General features: G+C 62.3%; 18 protein-coding genes. 6 read left to right on the top strand and 12 right to left on the bottom strand.

Going from position 1 to position 18,572, the window contains the following annotated elements:
* Positions 1-109 precede the first annotated feature (109 nt).
* The 4 genes from M1K48_RS06985 to M1K48_RS07000 form a co-directional block, all read right to left on the bottom strand.
* Complete coding sequence (locus tag M1K48_RS06985) at positions 110-1,591, bottom strand: DUF3482 domain-containing protein (protein WP_249505119.1); 1,482 nt, start codon at positions 1,589-1,591, stop codon at positions 110-112.
* Between the two features lies 1 nt (position 1,592).
* Positions 1,593-3,095, bottom strand: a complete 1,503-nt coding sequence (locus M1K48_RS06990) for a DUF2868 domain-containing protein (protein ID WP_249505120.1) — start codon at positions 3,093-3,095, stop codon at positions 1,593-1,595.
* Positions 3,096-3,476: 381 nt separating this feature from the next.
* Complete coding sequence (locus M1K48_RS06995) at positions 3,477-3,698, bottom strand: hypothetical protein (RefSeq protein WP_249505121.1); 222 nt, start codon at positions 3,696-3,698, stop codon at positions 3,477-3,479.
* A gap of 278 nt (positions 3,699-3,976) precedes the next feature.
* Positions 3,977-4,201, bottom strand: a complete 225-nt coding sequence (locus M1K48_RS07000; protein WP_249505122.1) for a hypothetical protein — start codon at positions 4,199-4,201, stop codon at positions 3,977-3,979.
* 224 nt (positions 4,202-4,425) lie between these two features.
* On the opposite strand from M1K48_RS07000, the gene M1K48_RS07005 reads away from it, so the two are divergent.
* Positions 4,426-5,052 carry a glutathione S-transferase family protein gene (locus M1K48_RS07005; RefSeq protein ID WP_249505123.1) on the top strand — a complete coding sequence of 209 codons (627 nt, stop codon included), beginning with the start codon at positions 4,426-4,428 and terminating at the stop codon, positions 5,050-5,052.
* Positions 5,053-5,443: 391 nt separating this feature from the next.
* Here the strand turns inward: M1K48_RS07005 and M1K48_RS07010 are convergent, their stop codons facing one another.
* Positions 5,444-5,800: a DUF5655 domain-containing protein gene (locus tag M1K48_RS07010; protein WP_249505124.1), complete on the bottom strand. Its 357-nt coding sequence runs from the start codon at positions 5,798-5,800 to the stop codon at positions 5,444-5,446.
* Positions 5,801-5,862: 62 nt separating this feature from the next.
* Positions 5,863-6,126, bottom strand: a complete 264-nt coding sequence (locus M1K48_RS07015; RefSeq protein WP_249505125.1) for a hypothetical protein — start codon at positions 6,124-6,126, stop codon at positions 5,863-5,865.
* A gap of 470 nt (positions 6,127-6,596) precedes the next feature.
* On the opposite strand from M1K48_RS07015, the gene M1K48_RS07020 reads away from it, so the two are divergent.
* The 4 genes from M1K48_RS07020 to M1K48_RS07035 all read left to right on the top strand — a co-directional run bounded on the left by M1K48_RS07020 (position 6,597) and on the right by M1K48_RS07035 (position 11,678).
* Positions 6,597-6,917 carry a DUF2218 domain-containing protein gene (locus tag M1K48_RS07020; RefSeq protein WP_249505126.1) on the top strand — a complete coding sequence of 107 codons (321 nt, stop codon included), beginning with the start codon at positions 6,597-6,599 and terminating at the stop codon, positions 6,915-6,917.
* Between the two features lie 68 nt (positions 6,918-6,985).
* Positions 6,986-8,038, top strand: coding sequence for an amidohydrolase family protein (locus M1K48_RS07025; RefSeq protein ID WP_249505127.1), 1,053 nt, complete (start codon positions 6,986-6,988; stop codon positions 8,036-8,038).
* A 110-nt stretch (positions 8,039-8,148) separates the two neighbouring features.
* Positions 8,149-10,494, top strand: a complete 2,346-nt coding sequence (locus M1K48_RS07030) for a TonB-dependent receptor (protein WP_249505128.1) — start codon at positions 8,149-8,151, stop codon at positions 10,492-10,494.
* Complete coding sequence (locus tag M1K48_RS07035; RefSeq protein WP_249505129.1) at positions 10,491-11,678, top strand: MFS transporter; 1,188 nt, start codon at positions 10,491-10,493, stop codon at positions 11,676-11,678. Before M1K48_RS07030 ends, M1K48_RS07035 begins: the two co-directional genes overlap by 4 nt.
* Here the strand turns inward: M1K48_RS07035 and M1K48_RS07040 are convergent.
* From M1K48_RS07040 to M1K48_RS07065, 6 genes are read right to left on the bottom strand one after another with little or no spacing between them, the layout of a single operon-like run.
* Entirely contained in the window at positions 11,669-12,628 is a 960-nt protein-coding gene (locus tag M1K48_RS07040) for a fumarylacetoacetate hydrolase family protein (protein ID WP_249505130.1), read from the bottom strand. The two genes, M1K48_RS07035 and M1K48_RS07040, sit on opposite strands and share 10 nt — an antisense overlap.
* The gene (locus M1K48_RS07045) at positions 12,625-13,425 is read right to left on the bottom strand and encodes a cyclase family protein (RefSeq protein ID WP_249505131.1); all 801 of its coding nucleotides are present in this window, start codon (positions 13,423-13,425) and stop codon (positions 12,625-12,627) included. The genes M1K48_RS07040 and M1K48_RS07045 overlap by 4 nt, the downstream gene beginning before the upstream one ends.
* Complete coding sequence (locus M1K48_RS07050; protein ID WP_249505132.1) at positions 13,422-13,856, bottom strand: hypothetical protein; 435 nt, start codon at positions 13,854-13,856, stop codon at positions 13,422-13,424. Before M1K48_RS07050 ends, M1K48_RS07045 begins: the two co-directional genes overlap by 4 nt.
* Complete coding sequence (locus M1K48_RS07055) at positions 13,853-15,013, bottom strand: alpha/beta hydrolase family protein (RefSeq protein ID WP_249505133.1); 1,161 nt, start codon at positions 15,011-15,013, stop codon at positions 13,853-13,855. Before M1K48_RS07055 ends, M1K48_RS07050 begins: the two co-directional genes overlap by 4 nt.
* Positions 15,014-15,016: 3 nt before the next feature.
* Complete coding sequence (locus M1K48_RS07060; RefSeq protein ID WP_249505134.1) at positions 15,017-15,919, bottom strand: VOC family protein; 903 nt, start codon at positions 15,917-15,919, stop codon at positions 15,017-15,019.
* A 19-nt stretch (positions 15,920-15,938) separates the two neighbouring features.
* Positions 15,939-17,045, bottom strand: coding sequence for an FAD-dependent oxidoreductase (locus M1K48_RS07065; protein WP_249505135.1), 1,107 nt, complete (start codon positions 17,043-17,045; stop codon positions 15,939-15,941).
* Positions 17,046-17,202: 157 nt separating this feature from the next.
* Between M1K48_RS07065 and M1K48_RS07070 the strand changes: the two genes are divergently transcribed.
* Positions 17,203-18,108, top strand: coding sequence for a LysR family transcriptional regulator (locus tag M1K48_RS07070; RefSeq protein ID WP_249505136.1), 906 nt, complete (start codon positions 17,203-17,205; stop codon positions 18,106-18,108).
* The last annotated feature ends 464 nt before the right edge of the window (positions 18,109-18,572 follow it).

Here is an 18,572-nt window from a genome sequence, read left to right on the forward strand (position 1 = left end):
GCCAAGGACTGGAAAGCGGACGCTTCTTTCTCGATGACGCCCATGCTCGCAATCGAACCGGCACACGGATCGTAGGAAAAGCGGAGGCCTATAATTTATGACTGCCGAATTAGAGCGCGAGCGCGTCCTTCGGGGAGGAATGAAATTCCCCGGCAAACAATCCGCTTGCGTCGGGGTAGAGTAATTCGAGCAGCCGTTCGGAGCAGCGGCCGAGCAGGCGCTCGATCAACGCGGCAAGCTCCTCGCGTGGCATGTCCTTGGCCCGGGTCCAGATCTGGCGGATGGCATTTCGCTCGTCGTCCACCCGCTCCTGCACGGCAGCCTGCCAGCTGGTCGGGTGCTCGGCTTCTTCCCAGTCCCCGCGTCCACGACCGTAATGCGCGATCGCCAGGTAGCGAAGCAAAGCGGAGCGCACGAAGCCAGTGAAGGCTTCTTCGGACCACCGGGCAGCGTTGGTCTGTTCGCCCCGAACCATGTTGTAGCCGCGAGCTGCGCTTCCTGCACCAAGCGCGCCGAGGAGGCTCCCGATCAGCATTCCGCCGCCGAGCGTCAGACCGCCCGCCGCGAGATCGGCGGCAAGCCCTCCTGCCGCGCCCGAGGCAAGGCCGCCGAGGATCGCCGAAATGCCTTCGCGTGCCGGCGCGCTTTCGGTGTAATCCTTGCGCAGGCGAGTGAGGATCTCGTTGCTGGCGCCACCCGACAGGCCGTGGAGCCGGATCAGCGCGTCGGTGCTTTCACGGATGCGTTTGTCGAGCCGCTCGCCGAGCTTGCCGATGGCCCGCTTGCCGGCCGCCGACATCTCGCCACCGGTCGGATTGAGGACTGCCCCGGTAACTCGGTCGTGCCACTTGCGATCGCCGATCTCCTCGCGGTCGGCAACGGTGGTGGCCAGTTGCTCGGCAAGGGTCTGCATCGAACGCTTGAAGCGCTCGAGATTGCGTTCCGCCCAGGCTTCGATCAGCGCCCGCATGGCAACCTGCTTTTCGACCGGAATAAGTGGCTCGACCACCTGCAGGAGGGTCAATTCTTGGACCCAGCAGCGGGCGAAGGCGTCCAGCGTCAAGCTGCCGCGGACCAACCCGGCCGACCCAAGATGCTGGTTCCAGCGCTCCTCTTCGCTCACGCCATCGGCACTTGGTGGACCGGCTTGGTTGAGGAGCAGCACGACTGGCTTGCCGATGAAGGACAGCACCTCCATTTCGAGGGGCACATAGGCCGCGCCGACCGGATCCTCGCTGGCATTGACGAGGTAGAGGATGACATCCGCCTCGTCGCGCGCGTTGCGGACCGCCTGCTGGCTCGACCACAATGGACGGTCGCGGTAGCGGTCCCAAACCTGCCCCAGCAGCCAGCCGATCGGATTGCCCGCCAGCCGCAGGCGGCGCACCAGCCGCGCCGTGTCGCCGAAGCCGGGCGTGTCCCACAGCATCAGCGCGTCGTCGCCGGCCTGCACCATGAGGTACCCGGTCGCGACCTGGGTCACATGCGCCGCGTCGCGCACTTCGCCGACGTCCTGCTGGAGGACGGTGCGGGCGAGCGTCGTCTTGCCGGCGTTGGTGTGGCTGATCAGGCTGAGGTTGACGGTGGTCATGTCAGCGTACCGCCGCTGGGGTGCGAAGCAGGCCGCATTCCAGCGCCCGCGCCGCTTCGTCCTCGCCCGCGCCGTCCAGGGAGACCAGGGTCGGCTCGACTCCCGCGCCTGCAAGGACAGCGTTCCAGGCCTGGACGCGCTCGGCGATGCGGCGGTCGGTACTGGCGGACGCTTGGAGGCGGGCTCGCAGCGCGCGTTCCTCGAGCAGGACGATCAGGCTGGCCGGTCCGCCCGCCAGCCGCTCGCGCATGGCGCTGGCGAAGGCGCCGTGGTTCTCGGCCTCGGGGGTGGAGGACAGGCTGAACAACAGGATGAGATAGTCGCTTTCCGCCAGCGCGCCGGCGTTGTCTGATAGCCACTCGTCCTCGCTGCCGTAGGCCACCGGGACGTCGAAGCTCGGGCTGACTTTCTCGCCCAGCACGGCCCTCAGCATCCGCTCGAGGCGCTGGCGCCGTTCGCCGGTCAGATCGACGCCATAGGCGACGACACGCGCCTTGCCTGGCTCGCCCAGGGCATCCCGCAACAGGCCCCGGAAATAGAAGTCCTGCCGGATCGCCAAGCTGCGCCGGAGGAACTCGGCCCTTAGGCCGCTCAGCAGCGCCAGCAGCAGCCGGGGCAGGATCACAAACAAGGTCCCCGTCACCGCCCACAGCAGGAGCCAATTGCCGGCGTTCTGGCCGCCTCCGCGAAGCTGCAGCAATTGCTCGGCGGTCGGAAGTGGCAGCCCGGTGAGCAGGCTGGCGGGTCCGAGCACCACGCGAAGCAGGGTCGCGATCTCCCGCTCGGCTCCGGCCCAGGTCCCAGACCAGCCGGCCTCATATTCGGCCATGTAGCGCGCACGGATAAGCATGGCGGCGATCACCCCGAGGGCGAACAGGGCGGCGCCAAGGTGCAAAGTTCGGTGGAGGCGGGCGTCGGTCACCTCGCCAGACGCATCCGCCCAGTCGCCGGCGAAGCGCACCAGTCCTCGCTCAAGGGTCGGTTGGCCGGCGAGGCGGTCGCTTCTGGGCTGGGTGATGCGACGGATGAGATTGCCGAGCCATCCTTTCGCTTCCTTCTTCGGTCGCACCGCCTTGGCCAACCATTGGACAGGCAGGACGGCGAAGACCACCAGATTCCAGGAGATCAGGCCAAGCAAAGGAAAGGCGACGATGTTGAGCCGCTTTCCGGCAAAAGCGTCGGTGGACAGGCCAAGCAGCAGCGCTCCGAGGGGTATTCCGAGGCTCAGCCAGACAGGCCAGCGAATATCCGTGACATATTTGTTCAGGCTCGGAAAACGCCCTTCAAGCCGTTCAAGCGCGATGTCCGCCCGGCGGGAAAGGAAGCGTGCGGCTCCGTTCCGAGTGCCTGGCCGACCATGCAGTTCAGACTGGGCTGCATGGGAAGCATAGCGACGGTCGTCCGCCGTCAGCAGGACGGCGTCGCGGTCCTCAGTCTCAATCGCTCGAACCAGTAATAACCTGCTCGCCTTGGCTTCTCCGATGCGGATCGTATCTGGAAGCAAGTGCTGTACCCTTCGATTTCACGGGACAAACCCGCAGACGCGCATAATGATGCACGGCGCCCTTGAGCTTCTTCGCAAACATGACGCCAGGGCAGGGCAGTCTCACCTCGGGCCAGACACGATCATTTGCATGAGTTGGGTTTCAGCCTCGGCGCATATTCGGCCACGAGCCGTGCCAGGGCGACAATGGTCCAAGTTGCGCCCTCACCGGACGCTCCCGTTGGTCTCGCCGCCACCCGTGATCGGACGTTTGTTCAGCTAAGTTGCTACTGTCGGGAATCGACCCAAACCAGATCCTCAGCAGGCCAGAGTTGTGGCATTGAACACATATCTGCGCGGCCGGAGGATCTCCGGCGCGAGCATTGCAGATAAGTTTGCACCTCACTCGAAGGAGGGATCGCAGTGAGTGGCGGCGATCTCGGTGCCGAACAACATTCCGCCAAGCATAGCGAGAGCCTCGAGGATGCCGGCACCCTGAGTAAAGCTGGCACCAAACCCGATGCAGCTGGTGCCGCCAGCGACCGGTCGTGCAATTGCCGGTGAGGCAGTTGCAACCGATGCGATGAAGATCAAGGCTATGGCTTGCTTCTCGAAGCTACGCATTGAACCAACTCCCTTGGGCGCTCAATCCAACGGCGTTTCGAGGGACGCCCTCCCGGTCGATGCCGCACTCTTAGGTTTGAGAAGGACTCCTAAGCTTGAGCAAGCTGAAGAACGAATCTCGCAAGGCTCGATCGACCTTACCAGACACCCCCTCGATTGGAGAGCCACCAAGCATGTGCGCCCATTATGTCGGCTAGAGCTGGACGACCCCCACGCCCACCAAACCAAGTACCGCATTGAGCAGCCGCTTATGTCCGCTTACCACCCAAGGCAGACCTTTAAGGCTTGAGCTGGAGCACGCCAATTTGCTGTAGCTGCCGCTTCGCTGTCGCCATCCGAGCGATGCGGTATGCCGCGAAGAAGGATGATAACAGGGCTGCGAAGCCGATCATGCCAGCACCTGGAGCGTCGTCGCTCTGGCCGATGAACAGCCAGCCGACGCAGGCGAGCGCTCCCAGAAGAACGGTATACGCTGCTAGCAGATAGTTTTGGGTGATCTTCATTCCGATGGTCCATTCCAGCTATCCGGATCACTGCGATGCGCCTCATTGAGTCCCTCGGCATGACGGACAGGTGAGGAGTTTATGATCCTCCAGTGACTGAGCACTTGAAACCAGCTGCCCTCGACCAGCCACGGTCCGCTTTCCACCCAAGTCAGACACTCGGCTGTCAGCTAGGCTGCCCGTCCGGGGCTTGATCCCGGTGAGTGGCAGTGCTGAGAGGCGCTGTGCCTATCATCGTTCATCATCTCGAGAACTCCCGCTCGCAACGAGTGCTGTGGCTGCTGGAAGAACTTGAGCTCCCTTACATCGTGCAGCGGTATGAGCGCGATAAGCGCACCATGCTTGCTCCGACGGAGCTCAGGCGGGTTCATCCCCTCGGCAAGTCGCCGGTGATCGAAGACGAAGGCTTGGTCGTGGCCGAGACGGGCGCGATCATCGAATATCTGGTTGCCAAGGCGGGCGGCCGCCTGGGGGCTCCGGCCTCGCGGGAAGGTGCGCTACTTTACCGGCACTTCCTTCACTACGCGGAAGGCTCGATGATGCCGCCCCTGCTGGTCAAACTGGTGCTCGCCCGCATCCCACTCTTTGGCAAAGCCAGCCAGCGCAGGTTCCAGCCGATGATTGATTTGCACCTCGACTATGTCGAGAGCGAGCTTACCAAGAGACCCTGGCTCGCGGGAACCGAGATCAGTGCCGCGGACATCATGATGAGCTTCCCGCTTGAGGCTGCCGCCTCACGCGCCGGCGCTCGCCAGGGTCGTGATCACCTTGCTGCCTGGCTTGACCGAATCCACGCTCGTCCAGCGTACCAGGCAGCCCTCATACAAGGCGGTCCGTACGCTTACTCTTAGTGGAACGGGCGTGCTGGGAGAGCTCCATGCGTCTGGCCTGAATGTCCGGAATGGGTGAAAAGCGGACGTTGAACCTGATCGTCCAACGGCCGGAGAGCGAATACGCTGCGCTAAAACAATCGCCCGACAAAGGCGCCTGAGGGCGAGTTTGACAATCAAGTGTATTGCCTCAATAACTCACTTCATGAAGATTGTAACCCTATGAAGATGCTCCCTCTTGTGATGATGATTATCGGCGTCGTTCTGGGTGTGCTCACAGACCACATACTCTGGGGCTTTTGGGGAGGGCTGCTCACTGCCTTAACCACCATTGCCGCCCAAGTGCGGATTGCTCGACCGGGGAGTTAGCGGCATCCGCCTCTCAACTGTCCGCAATGGGTGAAAAGCGGACCTAGGCCGCTTCCTTCCATGCCTCCGCGAGCCGCGCTCGGACAAACAAATCGATGTCGGCAAGCAAGCGGAGTTCCAGGTGGTGGGTGAAACGGCCTGGACCAGGCTCAATGATCTCTTTCCACCTCAACGAGGTGTCTCGATGCCTGAGATAGACACTCAAGATGAGCGGAGCGGTTTCGCCACTGAGATACTGGCCGGGCCTCCATGTCGCAGCGAAGGGATGATGGCGGTAGAAGCCGACCTGGCTTTTCAACACCACCACTTTTGCCGGTACGATGCTCATGATGGCGGCTTCCACCTTCTTGTGTAGAGCGAGCGCCTCTGGATGGCCGCTCAAGAGGTCTTCCGCAGTCATTCGCTCCTTATCGCACGGGGTTCGGCGGCTATCCAAATGTCCGCAATGGGTGGAAAGCGGACCTACTCGTCGCGCTGCTTGGTAGCGTCCGTGACGTTCTGATCGTGTCCGCTCTTGTCACTAAAAAAGGCTGCGGCGAACAACCCGCAACCAAGCAGGACCGAGATGAAGACACCGCCGATGACAGCCACGACCATGTGAAGATAAAGCTCGCCGGTAGCTGCGAGGTAGGCCAGAGCGCCCATCGTGAAGATGATGCCGAAGACTATGATGAGCTTCATCACGCGCCGGAAGTCGGCAGCGGCGTTGTCGCGATTTGTAGGCATTTGCAGCTCCTACCAAGCGATTTGATCGATTGGCATTGGACGTAGTGTCCTAACCCTAGGGCCCAATTGTCTGCTTTGGGTCGAGAGCGGACATTAGCTACTTAGCTGTAGACGTCCGCTTTGTGATGCCGGCGGCGTAGCTCGGAATGACCGGGATGGGCGCTAAGCAGTCCTCCCCTGCCTTCGACCGTATGTGGCCGTTTTTAGCATTACTGCTAGCTGATTGACCGACGGCAGCGGTAATTCGGTCTAATCGCTTTCGCCCCGGCTCTGCGGCGAGCCTGCAACGTCGGGTGCTTCATCGGCGGCGATGTCAGCCCTGTTCGGCCGACGGCCTGATCAGATGCCGAGATTACTCATGTCGAACAAGCTACCGCTGCCGAACTGATCTAACCCTCCAGGCGTTCATCAAGATCAGAGGCAATCATGTTCGGGAGAGTTTCAACATGACCGACGAAAGGATCTACTGAGTGACACTGAGCAGCGCCGCGATCGTGCCGACGCCAAATGCCAGCCGCTACCTCCAGCAACTTTGCAAGCATTGGGCGCACAACCTCACGGTCGACTACACCTTGGATCGAGGGACGGTCGTATTCCCGAAGGACGCCCGCGGGGCAGCGTGGCCAGCGGACGCAACCTTGACGATGACGGCTCAAGCGGACGCGCTCGAGTGCAGGATTGATGCTAGCGCCAAGGAACAGCTGGAAGGTCTCAAGAGCGCACTCGCAAGACATATCGATCGCTTCGCTTTCCGGGAGGGACCTCTTAGCTTCGACTGGAGCAATGACTAGGGTCCACCGAAAACTGGCCCCGAGCTATAGCACGTCGCCTTTCTGACTACGTGGGAGTGCGCCCTAGAATGACCATTAGCACGTGCGGTTCTGGCGCCTTGGTACCCGTCGCCGCAAGGGGCAAGCACCTCGTTGTCGACATCCATTGCCATCTCGGTATCCCCGCCGCGGACGCGATCGTGCGGGCCGCAGGAACTGTGTCCACGGCTGCCATAAGCCAATTTACCAGCGCAAAGACCAGCGAAGTAAATTGCGCCATGTTCGCCAGCATGGGCAGAACTCTAAACACCGTCGATACCCGCATCGCCGACATGGACCGGCTCGGGATCGACCTTCAGGCGCTCTCGCCCAGCCCGGGTCAATATCACTACCATGCCGACCCGGAGACCGGCCGGGCCGCTGCGCAGGCTGTCAACGACGGCATTGCCGAGGCGGTGGCTGGTAATCCAGACCGCTTCGTCGGAATGGGTACGGTTCCGCTGCAAGATGTCGGGATGGCGGTCACCGAGCTACGACGCTGCGTTCGCGAGCTCGACCTGCGCGGGGTCGAGATCAGCTCCAACGTCAACGGCGTCGATCTGCACGACCCGCGATTTAAGCCTTTCTGGGCGGCGGCAGAGGAACTTGGACTGCTCGTCTTCCTACATCCGCTGGGCTTCACTCATGGTCAGCGGATGAGCGAATATTACTTCAACAATCTGATCGGAAATCCACTCGAATCAACCCTTGCAGTTGGGCATCTCATCTTCGGCGGCGTGCTCGACAGGTTTCCCGGTCTTAAGATCTGCGTAGCGCACGGCGGCGGCTACCTGCCTGGGTATTGGGGACGGATGGACCATGGCTGGCGCGCCCGCGCTGACTGCTCTGAACACTGCCTTCACGAGCCGTCGAGTTACCTGCGTCAGCTGTACTTTGACACGTTGGTGTTCGACCCCGACCAGCTAGCGAGTCTGGTGCGGACCCATGGCGCCGACCGATTGTGCCTCGGTTCGGACTACCCCTTCGATATGGCCGAACCTGACCCGGTGGGATTCCATGCGCAATTGTCCGAGGATGACCAGGCGAAGATATTGGGATCAAACGCGGCGAGCCTGCTCGGACTGACACGATCAGAGGCTTAGCCTACTCGGCTATCACTGTTGCTGATGCTTCAGCATCAACCATATCGATTTTCTATTATGACTTGGCCGCTCTACGCTCGCCCCACATCAGTTTGGGGGAGGAGAACCACATGCGAAAGCCAGCCTTGTTAGGCGTCGCCCTGTCAGCAATCGTGGCGGGCACGAGTGCCAATGCGCAATCGCAAGCCGCCGACGCAAATCCCGCTCAGCCAGCGGCACCAGCCGCCGGGAGCGACGCGTCGACGCCGGAGCAGGAGACCCAGGGTCTCACCGACATCGTCGTAACCGCGCAGCGGCGCTCGGAATCCTTGCAACGCGCGGCCATCGCGGTGACGGCGGTGAGCAGCGACACGCTGATCAACGCGGGTGTCAGCGATCCTACTCAGCTGACCAAGCTTGTCCCGGCGCTCACCGTCCAGCCGGTTGGCATCTCGTCGAGCTTCTTCATTCGCGGCGTTGGCGCAACGGCGATCAACTCCTTCCAAGAAAATGCGGTCGCTTTCTCGGTCGGCGGCGTGTTCTTTGCGCGCCCGACAGCACCCTCAGGTACGTTCTTCGATCTCGACCGCGTCGAAGTGCTGAAGGGCCCGCAGGGAACACTCTATGGTCGCAACGCCACGGGCGGCGCGATCAATCTCATTCCGCGGCGCCCGCAGCTAAACAAGTTCGGCGCCGATGCCGTGGCCGAGTATGGCAACTACGACACCTTCAAGGCTCAGGCAGCAATCAACGCACCGCTCGGCAGCATCGCTGCCATCCGCATCGCCGGGCAAGTCGTCGACCGCAAGGGCTATCTGTCCGATGGCTATGACGACGAGAAGATCCAGGCGATCCGGGGCTCGCTGCTGCTCACGCCGACCGATCGCTTCACGCTGCTGCTGAGCGCGGACTATGTGCATCAGGGCGGCAAGGGAATCGGCGCGGTGCTCGTTCCGACGCCGCAGACGCCGACCGCACCGTCGCCTAGCGAGCGGATCGGTGCGTCGGACCCGCGCATCACCACGATCCTGCAGGATCGCACCTTCAGCATCTTCCGGTTCGTGCCGCCATTTTCGTCGCTGCCGGTCAACACGATCCGCAACGTGGTCACGGTGCCCCGCGACGACGGCTTTCAGGACAGCAGCTTCTGGGGCGTTTCCGCCACGGCCGACAACGACCTCGGTTTCGCCAACCTCACGACCATTCTCGCCTATCGCAAGAGCAAGCCGGACATCCTAACCTATGCTCCGGGGTTCCCCGGACGCTTGAGGGAAGATGACGATCAATATTCGGGCGAAATCCGCCTGTCCTCGAAAGACGATACGCGGCTCCGCTATGTTGTCGGCGCGTTCCTGTTCCGGGAAATGCAGGACGGTTACAACAACTACAACCAGGGATTGCTCGCCAACACGGAATATCTGCCCAAGCTGACGACGACCAGCAAGGCGGTGTTCGGGCAGTTGACCTATTCGCTGGTGGACAGCTTCCGCCTGGTCGCCGGCGGCCGCTACACCAAGGAAAACAAGACGCTGACGGGAAGCACCCGCAACAGCAGCTTCTTCGTCCCCAATCCGCCGTCCGTCCCGATCAGCGGCGACCTCGATTTCGGCAAGTTCACCTACAAGGCCGGGTTCGAGTGGGACGCGGCGCCGCGTTCTCTGGTCTACGCAAATATTTCGACCGGCTTCAAGGCGGGCGGCTTCTATCCATCGGCCGGCCGCAACACCTACAAGCCCGAAACGCTGACCGCCTACACTTTGGGCGCCAAGAACCGCTTCCTCGACAATCGCCTTCAGGTGAACCTCGAGGCCTTTTACTGGAACTACCGCGACCAGCAGATCAGCTATGTGGGACCTATCGAAGCGACGCCCGGCAATTTTGCCCAGGCAGGTGTTACTGTGAATGCTGGCAAGGCGCGGATGTACGGCGCCGAAGCCGAACTGCTGCTGAGGGCTACGCCGCGCGATACATTCGGCGCAACGGTGCAGTACCTCAATTCCAGGTACCAGAGCCTCGTCTACAACGCGATTTCTACCAACGGCTCGCCGTTGATCACGTCTTGCGCAGTCACCAATGATACGCGGACCGCGACGCCCCCGATCCGGCTGTTCATCGTCGATTGCTCGGGCAAGCCCAGCGTCTACTCACCCAAGTGGACGGCGAACCTCAGCTATGAGCATCGCTTCTCAGTCGGCTCCGATTACGAGCTGGTGGCGGGTGCGCGCAGTCGTCTTGAAAGCTCGGCCTGGCTCAACCTCGACTATCTGGATTACCAGAAGCGCGGCGGATCGCGAACTTCGGACGCTTATCTGAACTTCTCGGCGCCGGGCAATCGTTGGTCGGTCGGTGCCTTCGTCAACAACATCGAGGACAGCACCGTCTATGCCGGCGGTCTGACCAGACCAATCATAAACGCGACGTTGCTAACGCTGCGTCCTCCGCGGACGTACGGCATCCGCGTCGGATTTCATCTTTGAGTACTGACGGGTCGGAATTTCAGCGCGGCTGGCCAGTAGTGCTGGCCGCGTCGTCCGGCGTCGGGCTCGGCATCGCCGGTCTCCTCACCTACACGGCAGGTGTCTTCGCCAAGGATCTGGCGGTCGGCATCGGGCTCAGCCGAACCGCTCTTGGCGCCGCGTTCTTTCTTTCCACCGTGGCGCTGGCGCTGGCGCTGCCGCTAGTCGGCTGGCTGATCGACCGCTTCGGCCCTCGCTGGCCAGCGATAGGCGGCGCACTTGGATTGGCGCTTGGCTTCGCTCTGCTTGGAACGGCGGTTCACTCGGTCGCAGCCTACATGCTGGTGATGACGGGCATCGGCTTCATCGCCGCCGCATCCAGTCCCGTCGCGCATACCCGCGCGGTCAATGCCGTCTTCGTCCGGTCGCGCGGGCTGGCCCTCGGCTTGACGCAGCTTGGTATCGGTCTCGCCGCGATGATCGTCCCGCCCGTCGTCGCGGCCGTCATCATCGGCTATGGCTGGCAAGCCGGCTATCTCGCACTTGCCGCCATTGCCGCCTTCGGTGTCATTCCCGCAGCGGCGCTGCCAAGCGGCCGCAATGAAACACGGCGATTGGACTCCGCCTCGTCGGCCGAGGAACTGCGCTCGCCTACCTTCCGGCTGCTGCTTCTGTCGTTCGGCATGATGGCCCTCGCCTTCGCCGGCCTGCTCCCGCACTTCGTCCCCATGCTCCGCGAAGCAGGGCTCGGTGCCGCTCAGGCAGCCGGGCTGGCATCGATCATCGGCGCCTCGGTGATCGTCAGCCGCATACTGGTGGGCTGGCTGGCAGACCGCATCTCGGCCCCATTCATTGCGGCGGCGTCGTGCGTCCTGTGCGCAATTGGCTGCCTCGCGCTTGCCTGGAAAGGCGCCGCACTTGCCTGGCTGGGGGCAATCGCGCTCGGCTCGGCAATGGGCGCGGAGGCCGACCTTATCGGATATCTCACGGCGCGTTACTTCAGGCTCGCCAACTATGGCCGGCTTTATGCGATACAGTATGCAGGGTTCATGCTCATGGCAGGCCTGGGGCCGCTGTGGGTCGGCGCGCTGGCCGATGCTACCGGAGGTTACCGCACGCCCCTGCTCGTCACGGTCGGCGGCCTGGTCGTCGCGATCGTCCTGTTCCTTAGGCTGCCCCGCGTGGAGCGCGCGTCTCAGGCCTGAACCACCAGCTGATCGAGGGTTCCGAATAGCGGCTGGCCGTCGGGCCCGACGGCTTCCATCTGGATCCGGTCGCCAAAGCGCAGGAAGTCAGTCTTAGGCGCGCCCTGTTCGATCATCTCGATTCCACGGCGCTCCGACACACAGGTTGAACCATGCGTCGCATAATCGTCGTTCGACACCGTGCCGGAGCCGATGATGGTTCCGGCCGGCAGGGACCGCGTCAGCGCCGCATGCGCGAGCAGCTCGTGAAATCCGAACGCCATCTCGCTCCCATTCGGACGGCCAAAGTCCTCGCCGTTCCAATGCACGTGCAGCGGCAGGCACACCCGTCCCTTGCGCCACGCAGCACCAAGCTCGTCCGGCGTCACTGCGACGGGAGCGACGCTGCACGCCGGCTTGGCCTGAATCCAGCCGAAGCCCGTCTTCATCTCACTCGCGGCAAAGGTGCGCAGAGACCAGTCGTTGATCTGCACCACCAACCGGATGTGATCCATCGCCGCTTCGGCCGTGACACCCATGGGAACGTCGTCGGTGATGACGCCGAACTCACCCTCGAAGTCGATGCCATGCGCTTCCGACGGCAAGCGAACGTCTGCGCAAGCAGAAAGAAAGGTGTGGGAAAGGCCCTGATACATCAGCGGCAGATCACTCTCGATCGGCGGCATCTTGAACGCCCGCTGCATCAGCGCGCCGTGACTGGTGAAGGCCGACCCGTCGAGCCACTGCCACGAGCGGGGCAAAGGTGCGAGCAGCGCTGCGATGTCAAGCTTTTCGCCCGCACCCTCGTCAAGCGCCGCAGCTGCACCACTCAGCGCATCGACGTGTGAATGCCACTCCTCCAGCAGCTGCTGAAGCGTCGCAACCGGCCCCGGCAGAAAACGCTCGTGATCCTTGGAAACGATCACCAGTCGGCCGTCACGGCTGCCGTCATCCTGTGTGGCGAACATCATGCCGCTTGGCTCTCCGTCTCGTCGTCGATGATTGCCACCGCTCGAGTCCAGCCCGCCGAAGCGCCGCGGATCTTGTGCGGAAAACAGCTTACGGTGAAGCCGTGAGCGGGAAGCGCTTCGAGATTGTGCAACTTCTCAAGGTGACAATAACCGATGTCGCGTCCGGCCTTGTGGCCTTCCCATATGAGCGACGTGTCGCCAGTTTCGGCAACCCTCTTGGCGGTGTAGCTGAACGGTGCGTCCCAGCTCCAAGCGTCGGTGCCCGTGACCCGCACGCCACGGGTCGTCAGGTACATCGTCGCCTCATAGCCCATGCCACAGCCGATGTGGACAAATTCGGGATCGCCGAGTGCTGCGCCCGCGCGGGTGTTGACGAGCACGATGTCGAGCGGGCGCAACTCGTAGCCGATGCGTTCGAGCTCCGCCTCAACATCCCCAGCGGTCGCCACATAACCGTTCTCGAACTGGCGGAAGTCCAATTTCACGCCCGGCCGAAAGCACCAGTCCAGTGGCACCTCGTCAATCGTGATCGCCCGCTTCCCGCCATCCATGGTCGGATGGTAATGCCACGGAGCATCGAGGTGCGTGCCGTTGTGCGTTGTCAGCGTCACATTCTCCGCCGCACCGAAGCCCATCCCCCCGGGCAATTGCTCGGCGGTAAGGCCCGGGAAGAAATGCTGCATGTCGGCAACGGTTTCGAGATGGGTTTGGTAGGTGATCCTGGGCCGCATGAACGGCGGGTCGGTGATCGTCTCATTGTCGAGAGTGATCGACAGATCGACGAAGCGCCGGCTCACGAACGCGCTCCGGCGGTCACTGTCCCCATTGCAGCCAAGGTTGCTCCGACCGAGATGGGCGTGACGATCATCGACAGGATGGCGGCGTAGACCAGCTTGATGACCAGTGCGGGCACTGGCTGGAGGCTGCCGACCCGGGCGAACAGCCACCAGCAAACGAAGCCGATCAACAGCGCTCCAAGAGCGAGCAGCACGGCTCGAACGACCACCGGCGGGATGCGCGCTGCGCTGCCGCGCCGCACCAGCAGACCGGGGATCAGCGCTCCCATCAAGGCCACCATGAACGACTGCGGCAGGAAGTCCTTCCCGTATGCCGCGCCGTCGATCGGACCACTCAGGCCGAACAGCGCGAAGAAGAAGCCGGCCGTGATGGCCATGTTGATGACGATGCTGACCATCGTCTCGCGAAGGATAATGACGTGGCGGTTCATGCGGTGCGTCCGCCCAGTTTTTCGGCGAACCAGTCGGCGATGTAGTCGCGCCCGAAGCTCATGTTGTCGGCACCGACATGCTCAACCCCGCCCTCACGCGCGGTGAAGATCTTGAGCTGGCGAGCGGGGCTGGAGGTCAGCTGATCGAAGCTCTGGTGGGCATAGCCAAGGTCGATCTGGCGATCCTTTTCACCGTGCGTGACAAGGAACGGCACCTTGATCCGGTCGAGCACACCGTCGAGCGTCATGCCCTGCGATTTCTCGAGAAAGTCGTCCATGCTTTCCGCGCCGAAAACCCAGTGTACGTGGGCCCAATAATGCGGAACGGGGTTCTCGCCCTCTCGGCGAAGACGTTTCTGCTGCACCTCGGCCCAATTGTGGTTCGCGCCCCACACCGCTCCGGCGGCAAAGCGCGGCTCGAACGCGACCGCGCGCGGCGCGAAATAGCCGCCAAGTGAGATACCGGTCATTCCCAGCCGGGATGCGTCGACGAAGGGCTGTGTCTCGGCCCAATCGACCCACTTCGAAGCCCATTTCTCGGCTTCAGGCGTGACGGCTAGATTGTGCAGCCGGATCGCTTCGCCGGTACCCGGCTGATCGACGCAGAGAGTCGCGATACCCCGCTTCGCCAGCGCCGCCGGAAGCCAGGAGAAATACAGCAGCTCCTTGGTGCTATCGAGGCCGTTGCAATAGATCACCAGCGGGGCCGGCCCATCGACACCCTTGGCCCGTGTCAGATAGGCCGACAGTTCGGTGCCTTCATAGGGGATGGTCACGCGGACGACATCGTCACCGCTTTGGTTCGTCCCCTTGGCGAAACTGTCGAGCGCCTTTGCGTAGGTGGCCTCGCGCCCCGGCGAGCCATGCGCCTGCATCCGCTCGGCGACGCCATAATAGAGCGAAGCGCGCTTGAGTTTCTCGCCGGCGGAGTAGGCCCGGCCGAGCTCCTCATCCTCTCCGGCGAGGTCGACCAGCTTGTCGGCCATCTTGACCCACTCGCGCATGAACGCCGGCGTTCCGGCATCCCCGCCGTTAGTGGCGGCATCGCGGATCGGCTGACACATGTCGACAATCTCGCCAATGCGACCTCCGCTTTCGAGGGCGATCGCGACGCTTAGATTCCAGATGTAATTGGGAAAGGGATCGAAGAGCGCCATGGATCAGGCGCTTGCCGGCTGGAACAGGCCTGCGTCTGCTTCAGGATGCGGCATCGTCTGCGGCCCGCCGACGCCAACGCCCCACTGATCCATCACGCCCGGTCCCGGCGGATGCACCTTGTCCTCGTGCGTGTCGAAATCGACCTCGTCGAGCTCAGACGAATACTCGACGGCAAACCCATTCGGCGTTGTGAAATAGCTGAAGGTGTTGTTGCCTGCTGTATGACGCCCCGGTCCCCAGCGAAGGTCGGTGCCATGCTTCTTGAGGCGCGAGATCCCAGCCATCATGTCGTCAAGCGACAGCATGTCGTAAGCGACATGGTTGAGGCAGGGCGGCCCAGGCAGGATTGCCAGCCGGTGATGCGCACTGTTGCAGCGCAGGAAGCACATAAAATCGCCCAGCCAGTCCGACACCTTGAAGCCGAGCACGTCGACGAAGAAGGCAACCATCGCCTTGTGGTTGGGCGAGTGCAGGACGATGTGGCTGATCTTCTGCGGCACCGCTTCCCAGCGGACCATCTCGCGGGCCTGACCTCGCTTGACGTCGCTGGAGACTTCGAACGGCAGTCCATCTGGCGAGAAGAAGCGAAAACCATAGCCGCCGCCTACAGATTGGAGCTCGCACGGGCCGAAGATCATGCGGCATCCGGCGGCGACGACCTGCTCATGAAGCTGATCGACGTCTGCGCGGTCGGTAGCCGCCAGCGCGATGACATCGATCCGGCGATCCTCGGCGGGGCGCAACCGCACGACGTGATGCTCGTCATTACCGTGACAGGCGAAATAGGCCATTTCGTCCTGCTCGCCGACCTCGCGCAGGCCCCAGACGTCACGATAGAAATCCCGCTCCGCGGCGAAATCTGGAACACCATATCCGACATAGCGGATGTCGTTCACTCGAGCCATTTCAGTACCTCCGGGATATTCAGATGGGTTGGGACACGACTTCAAACATGTCCTTGGTCGCGGTTGCCTGATCGACTCGGGTGCCAGAAAGCTGCGCCTCGCAGATCCTGACCGACGCCTCGACGATGTAACGGCAGCGCTCGAAGCGCCGGTGGTGAAATGCGGTCAGCGCGGCCTCGATGGCGCCGCCCTTGGCAAGCTCGTCGGCCAGCACCAGGCTGTCCTCGACCGCCATTCCTGCGCCCTGGCCGAGATGCGGGGTCGTGGCGTGCACGGCGTCCCCAATCAGCACCACGCGACCACGATGCCACGGGCCAGCGACGAAGATCACTTCGAGTGGCTTGTAGACCACGCCGTCATCGTCGGTGATCTCGCCGGCGAGTTCCTGGATCTGCGGGGCCGGTACGCCGCGAAGCTTGTCGCGCATCACCTTGGCCAGCCCTTCGCGTGGATAGCGAGGGCAACCCGGCTCCGGCGTCGTCACGAACATGTACATCTGGGTCGGCGACGTTGGGACCAGGCCTAGCCCCGTAGGCCCTTCGAAGACGGACATGCTGCCGACGTCACCCGACAGCGGGAAGTTGTAGCGCCATACGCCCTGGCCGACAAAGCGCGGATCTGCGGCGTCGGGCATAATGCTTTGACGTACCTGCGAATATAGTCCGTCGGCCCCGATCACGAGATCGTAGCGCTCCGTCATCCCATCGGAGAAGGTGACGTCCACCCCTTCCCCGTCGTCGTGCCACTCGGTCGCGGTGACACCCAGCCGGACGCTCGCCCCCGCCGCACGGGTCCGATCGCCCAACACCTTGTGGAGCGCAGGTCGGCCAATCCCGACGTTTGCCGGATAGCCATCGATCAGCTTGGGCGTGGGGACCGAGGCTACCTTCTGCCCGGTAGGGATATAAACGTCGACGCGGTCGAACGCGCAGGCCGCGTCGAGGTAATCATCGAGGATGCCCAGTTCCGCCATAGCGCGAATGACATTAGCCTGTTGGATGATCCCAACGCCGTAAACGGACCAGTTCGGGTCACGCTCGATCACGTCAACCGCGAAGCCTTTTTGCCGAAGCGCGATCGCAGACGTTAGCCCGCCGATGCCCCCGCCAATGACCAAGACCCGCATCACGCGCGCGCCCTTCGAAGCCTGCCACCCATGTCGCCAATCTCCTCCTCAGCCATCCTATCTGTCGACAGGAACTCCGAGAAGTTGATTATACTGATGCCTTGGTATCAGCTTCGCTTATACTGTGCCCGTCCGTCTTCGATGAGGATTTTCAAGAATGCGGTTCAAGGGCCTCGACCTAAATCTAGTGGTCGCGCTTGATGCGCTTCTCGAAGCCCGTAGCGTGTCCCGCGCGGCCGAACGTCTGCACCTAAGCCAACCTGCGTTGAGCGCCGCCTTGGCGCGACTGCGTGTCTATTTTGCCGACGATCTGTTGGTGCCACTTGGCCGGACGATGGTTCCAACCCCGCTGGCCGAGGAGCTTCAGCCGCTCGCTAGACAGCTCATGGAAGACGCGACGGTCTTCATCGGTACGTCGAACGTCTTCGACCCCACAACCTCCCGCCGGCGGTTCCGGATCGGCACTTCGGACTATATTACAACCGTACTGCTCAGTCCTGCCCTCCGCGCGATGCAGAGTTGCGCTCCGCACATTCAGATCGACGTCTACCCGACAGGCCCGGGAATCCAGGACAAGCTCGATCGCGGTGAAGTAGACCTCGTCATCGGCCCAGAAATCTACCTACCCACAGGTGCTTCGGCCGAACTTCTGTTTGAGGAACGCCATGTCGTGATCGGCTGGAACGGCAACCCGGCCTTGAACCAGCCGCTGACGCTCGAGGCTTTTCTCGATCTCGGTCAGGTGGCCGTCAGGATCGGCATGGATCGGGCTCTCTCCTTTGCCGAAGACCATATGCGCCGGTTCGCCGACCAGCGAAGGATCGAGGTTACCACCACTCAGTTCACCTCCGCTCCAATGATGCTGATCGGCACTTCTCGAGTGTCGGTCCTACAGAGCCGCCTGGCGAGGACTTTCGTCGAGCAGCTACCCCTAGCGATGCAGGAGCTTCCTTTCGAAATGCCTGCGCTAAAGGAATTCGTGCAGTTTAACAGAACCAGGCAGGGTGACACCGGCATCCGCTGGTTGATGGACCTTCTCCGAAGGCTGAGTTCAGCGGGATGACGACCTTACTAATTCAAACGAGAAAGTGTCCAGGCAAGAGTAAGTCGCTCCATGGCATTCGCCAATTCTCGGATAAAGATGCGATAAACTGAGTTGACGCTCTCTCTGTAGCGGAGCTGAAACCAAGCAACTTAGATAGATTAGCGTCCGCTTACGGGTGCTTGCGGAACGCGTGGGATCGTCCGGAATGGGCGCTAAGCAGACTTTCCCTGGTCTAGGGCTGCTTGTTGCCGTCACGGGACGGTCCGGTCTCACACATTGCATCGAAGAGCCGACGACGCTTGTCGTCACTTAGACCCTCGCGCCTCAGAACGTCTGCCGAGCCTCTCAGTGCTCAGCAAGCGACGTGGCGAAGGATCTCAGGCAGCCGCAGGAATCACGCGGAAAGCCCGCCGACTAAGACGCCGTGCGCCTCCTCAGAATTACTAGGAACGCGATTTCGATCGAGCAGTTGATTCCGCGTC

It is taken from the genome of Sphingomonas glaciei (assembly GCF_023380025.1).
Taxonomy (GTDB): domain Bacteria; phylum Pseudomonadota; class Alphaproteobacteria; order Sphingomonadales; family Sphingomonadaceae; genus Sphingomicrobium; species Sphingomicrobium glaciei.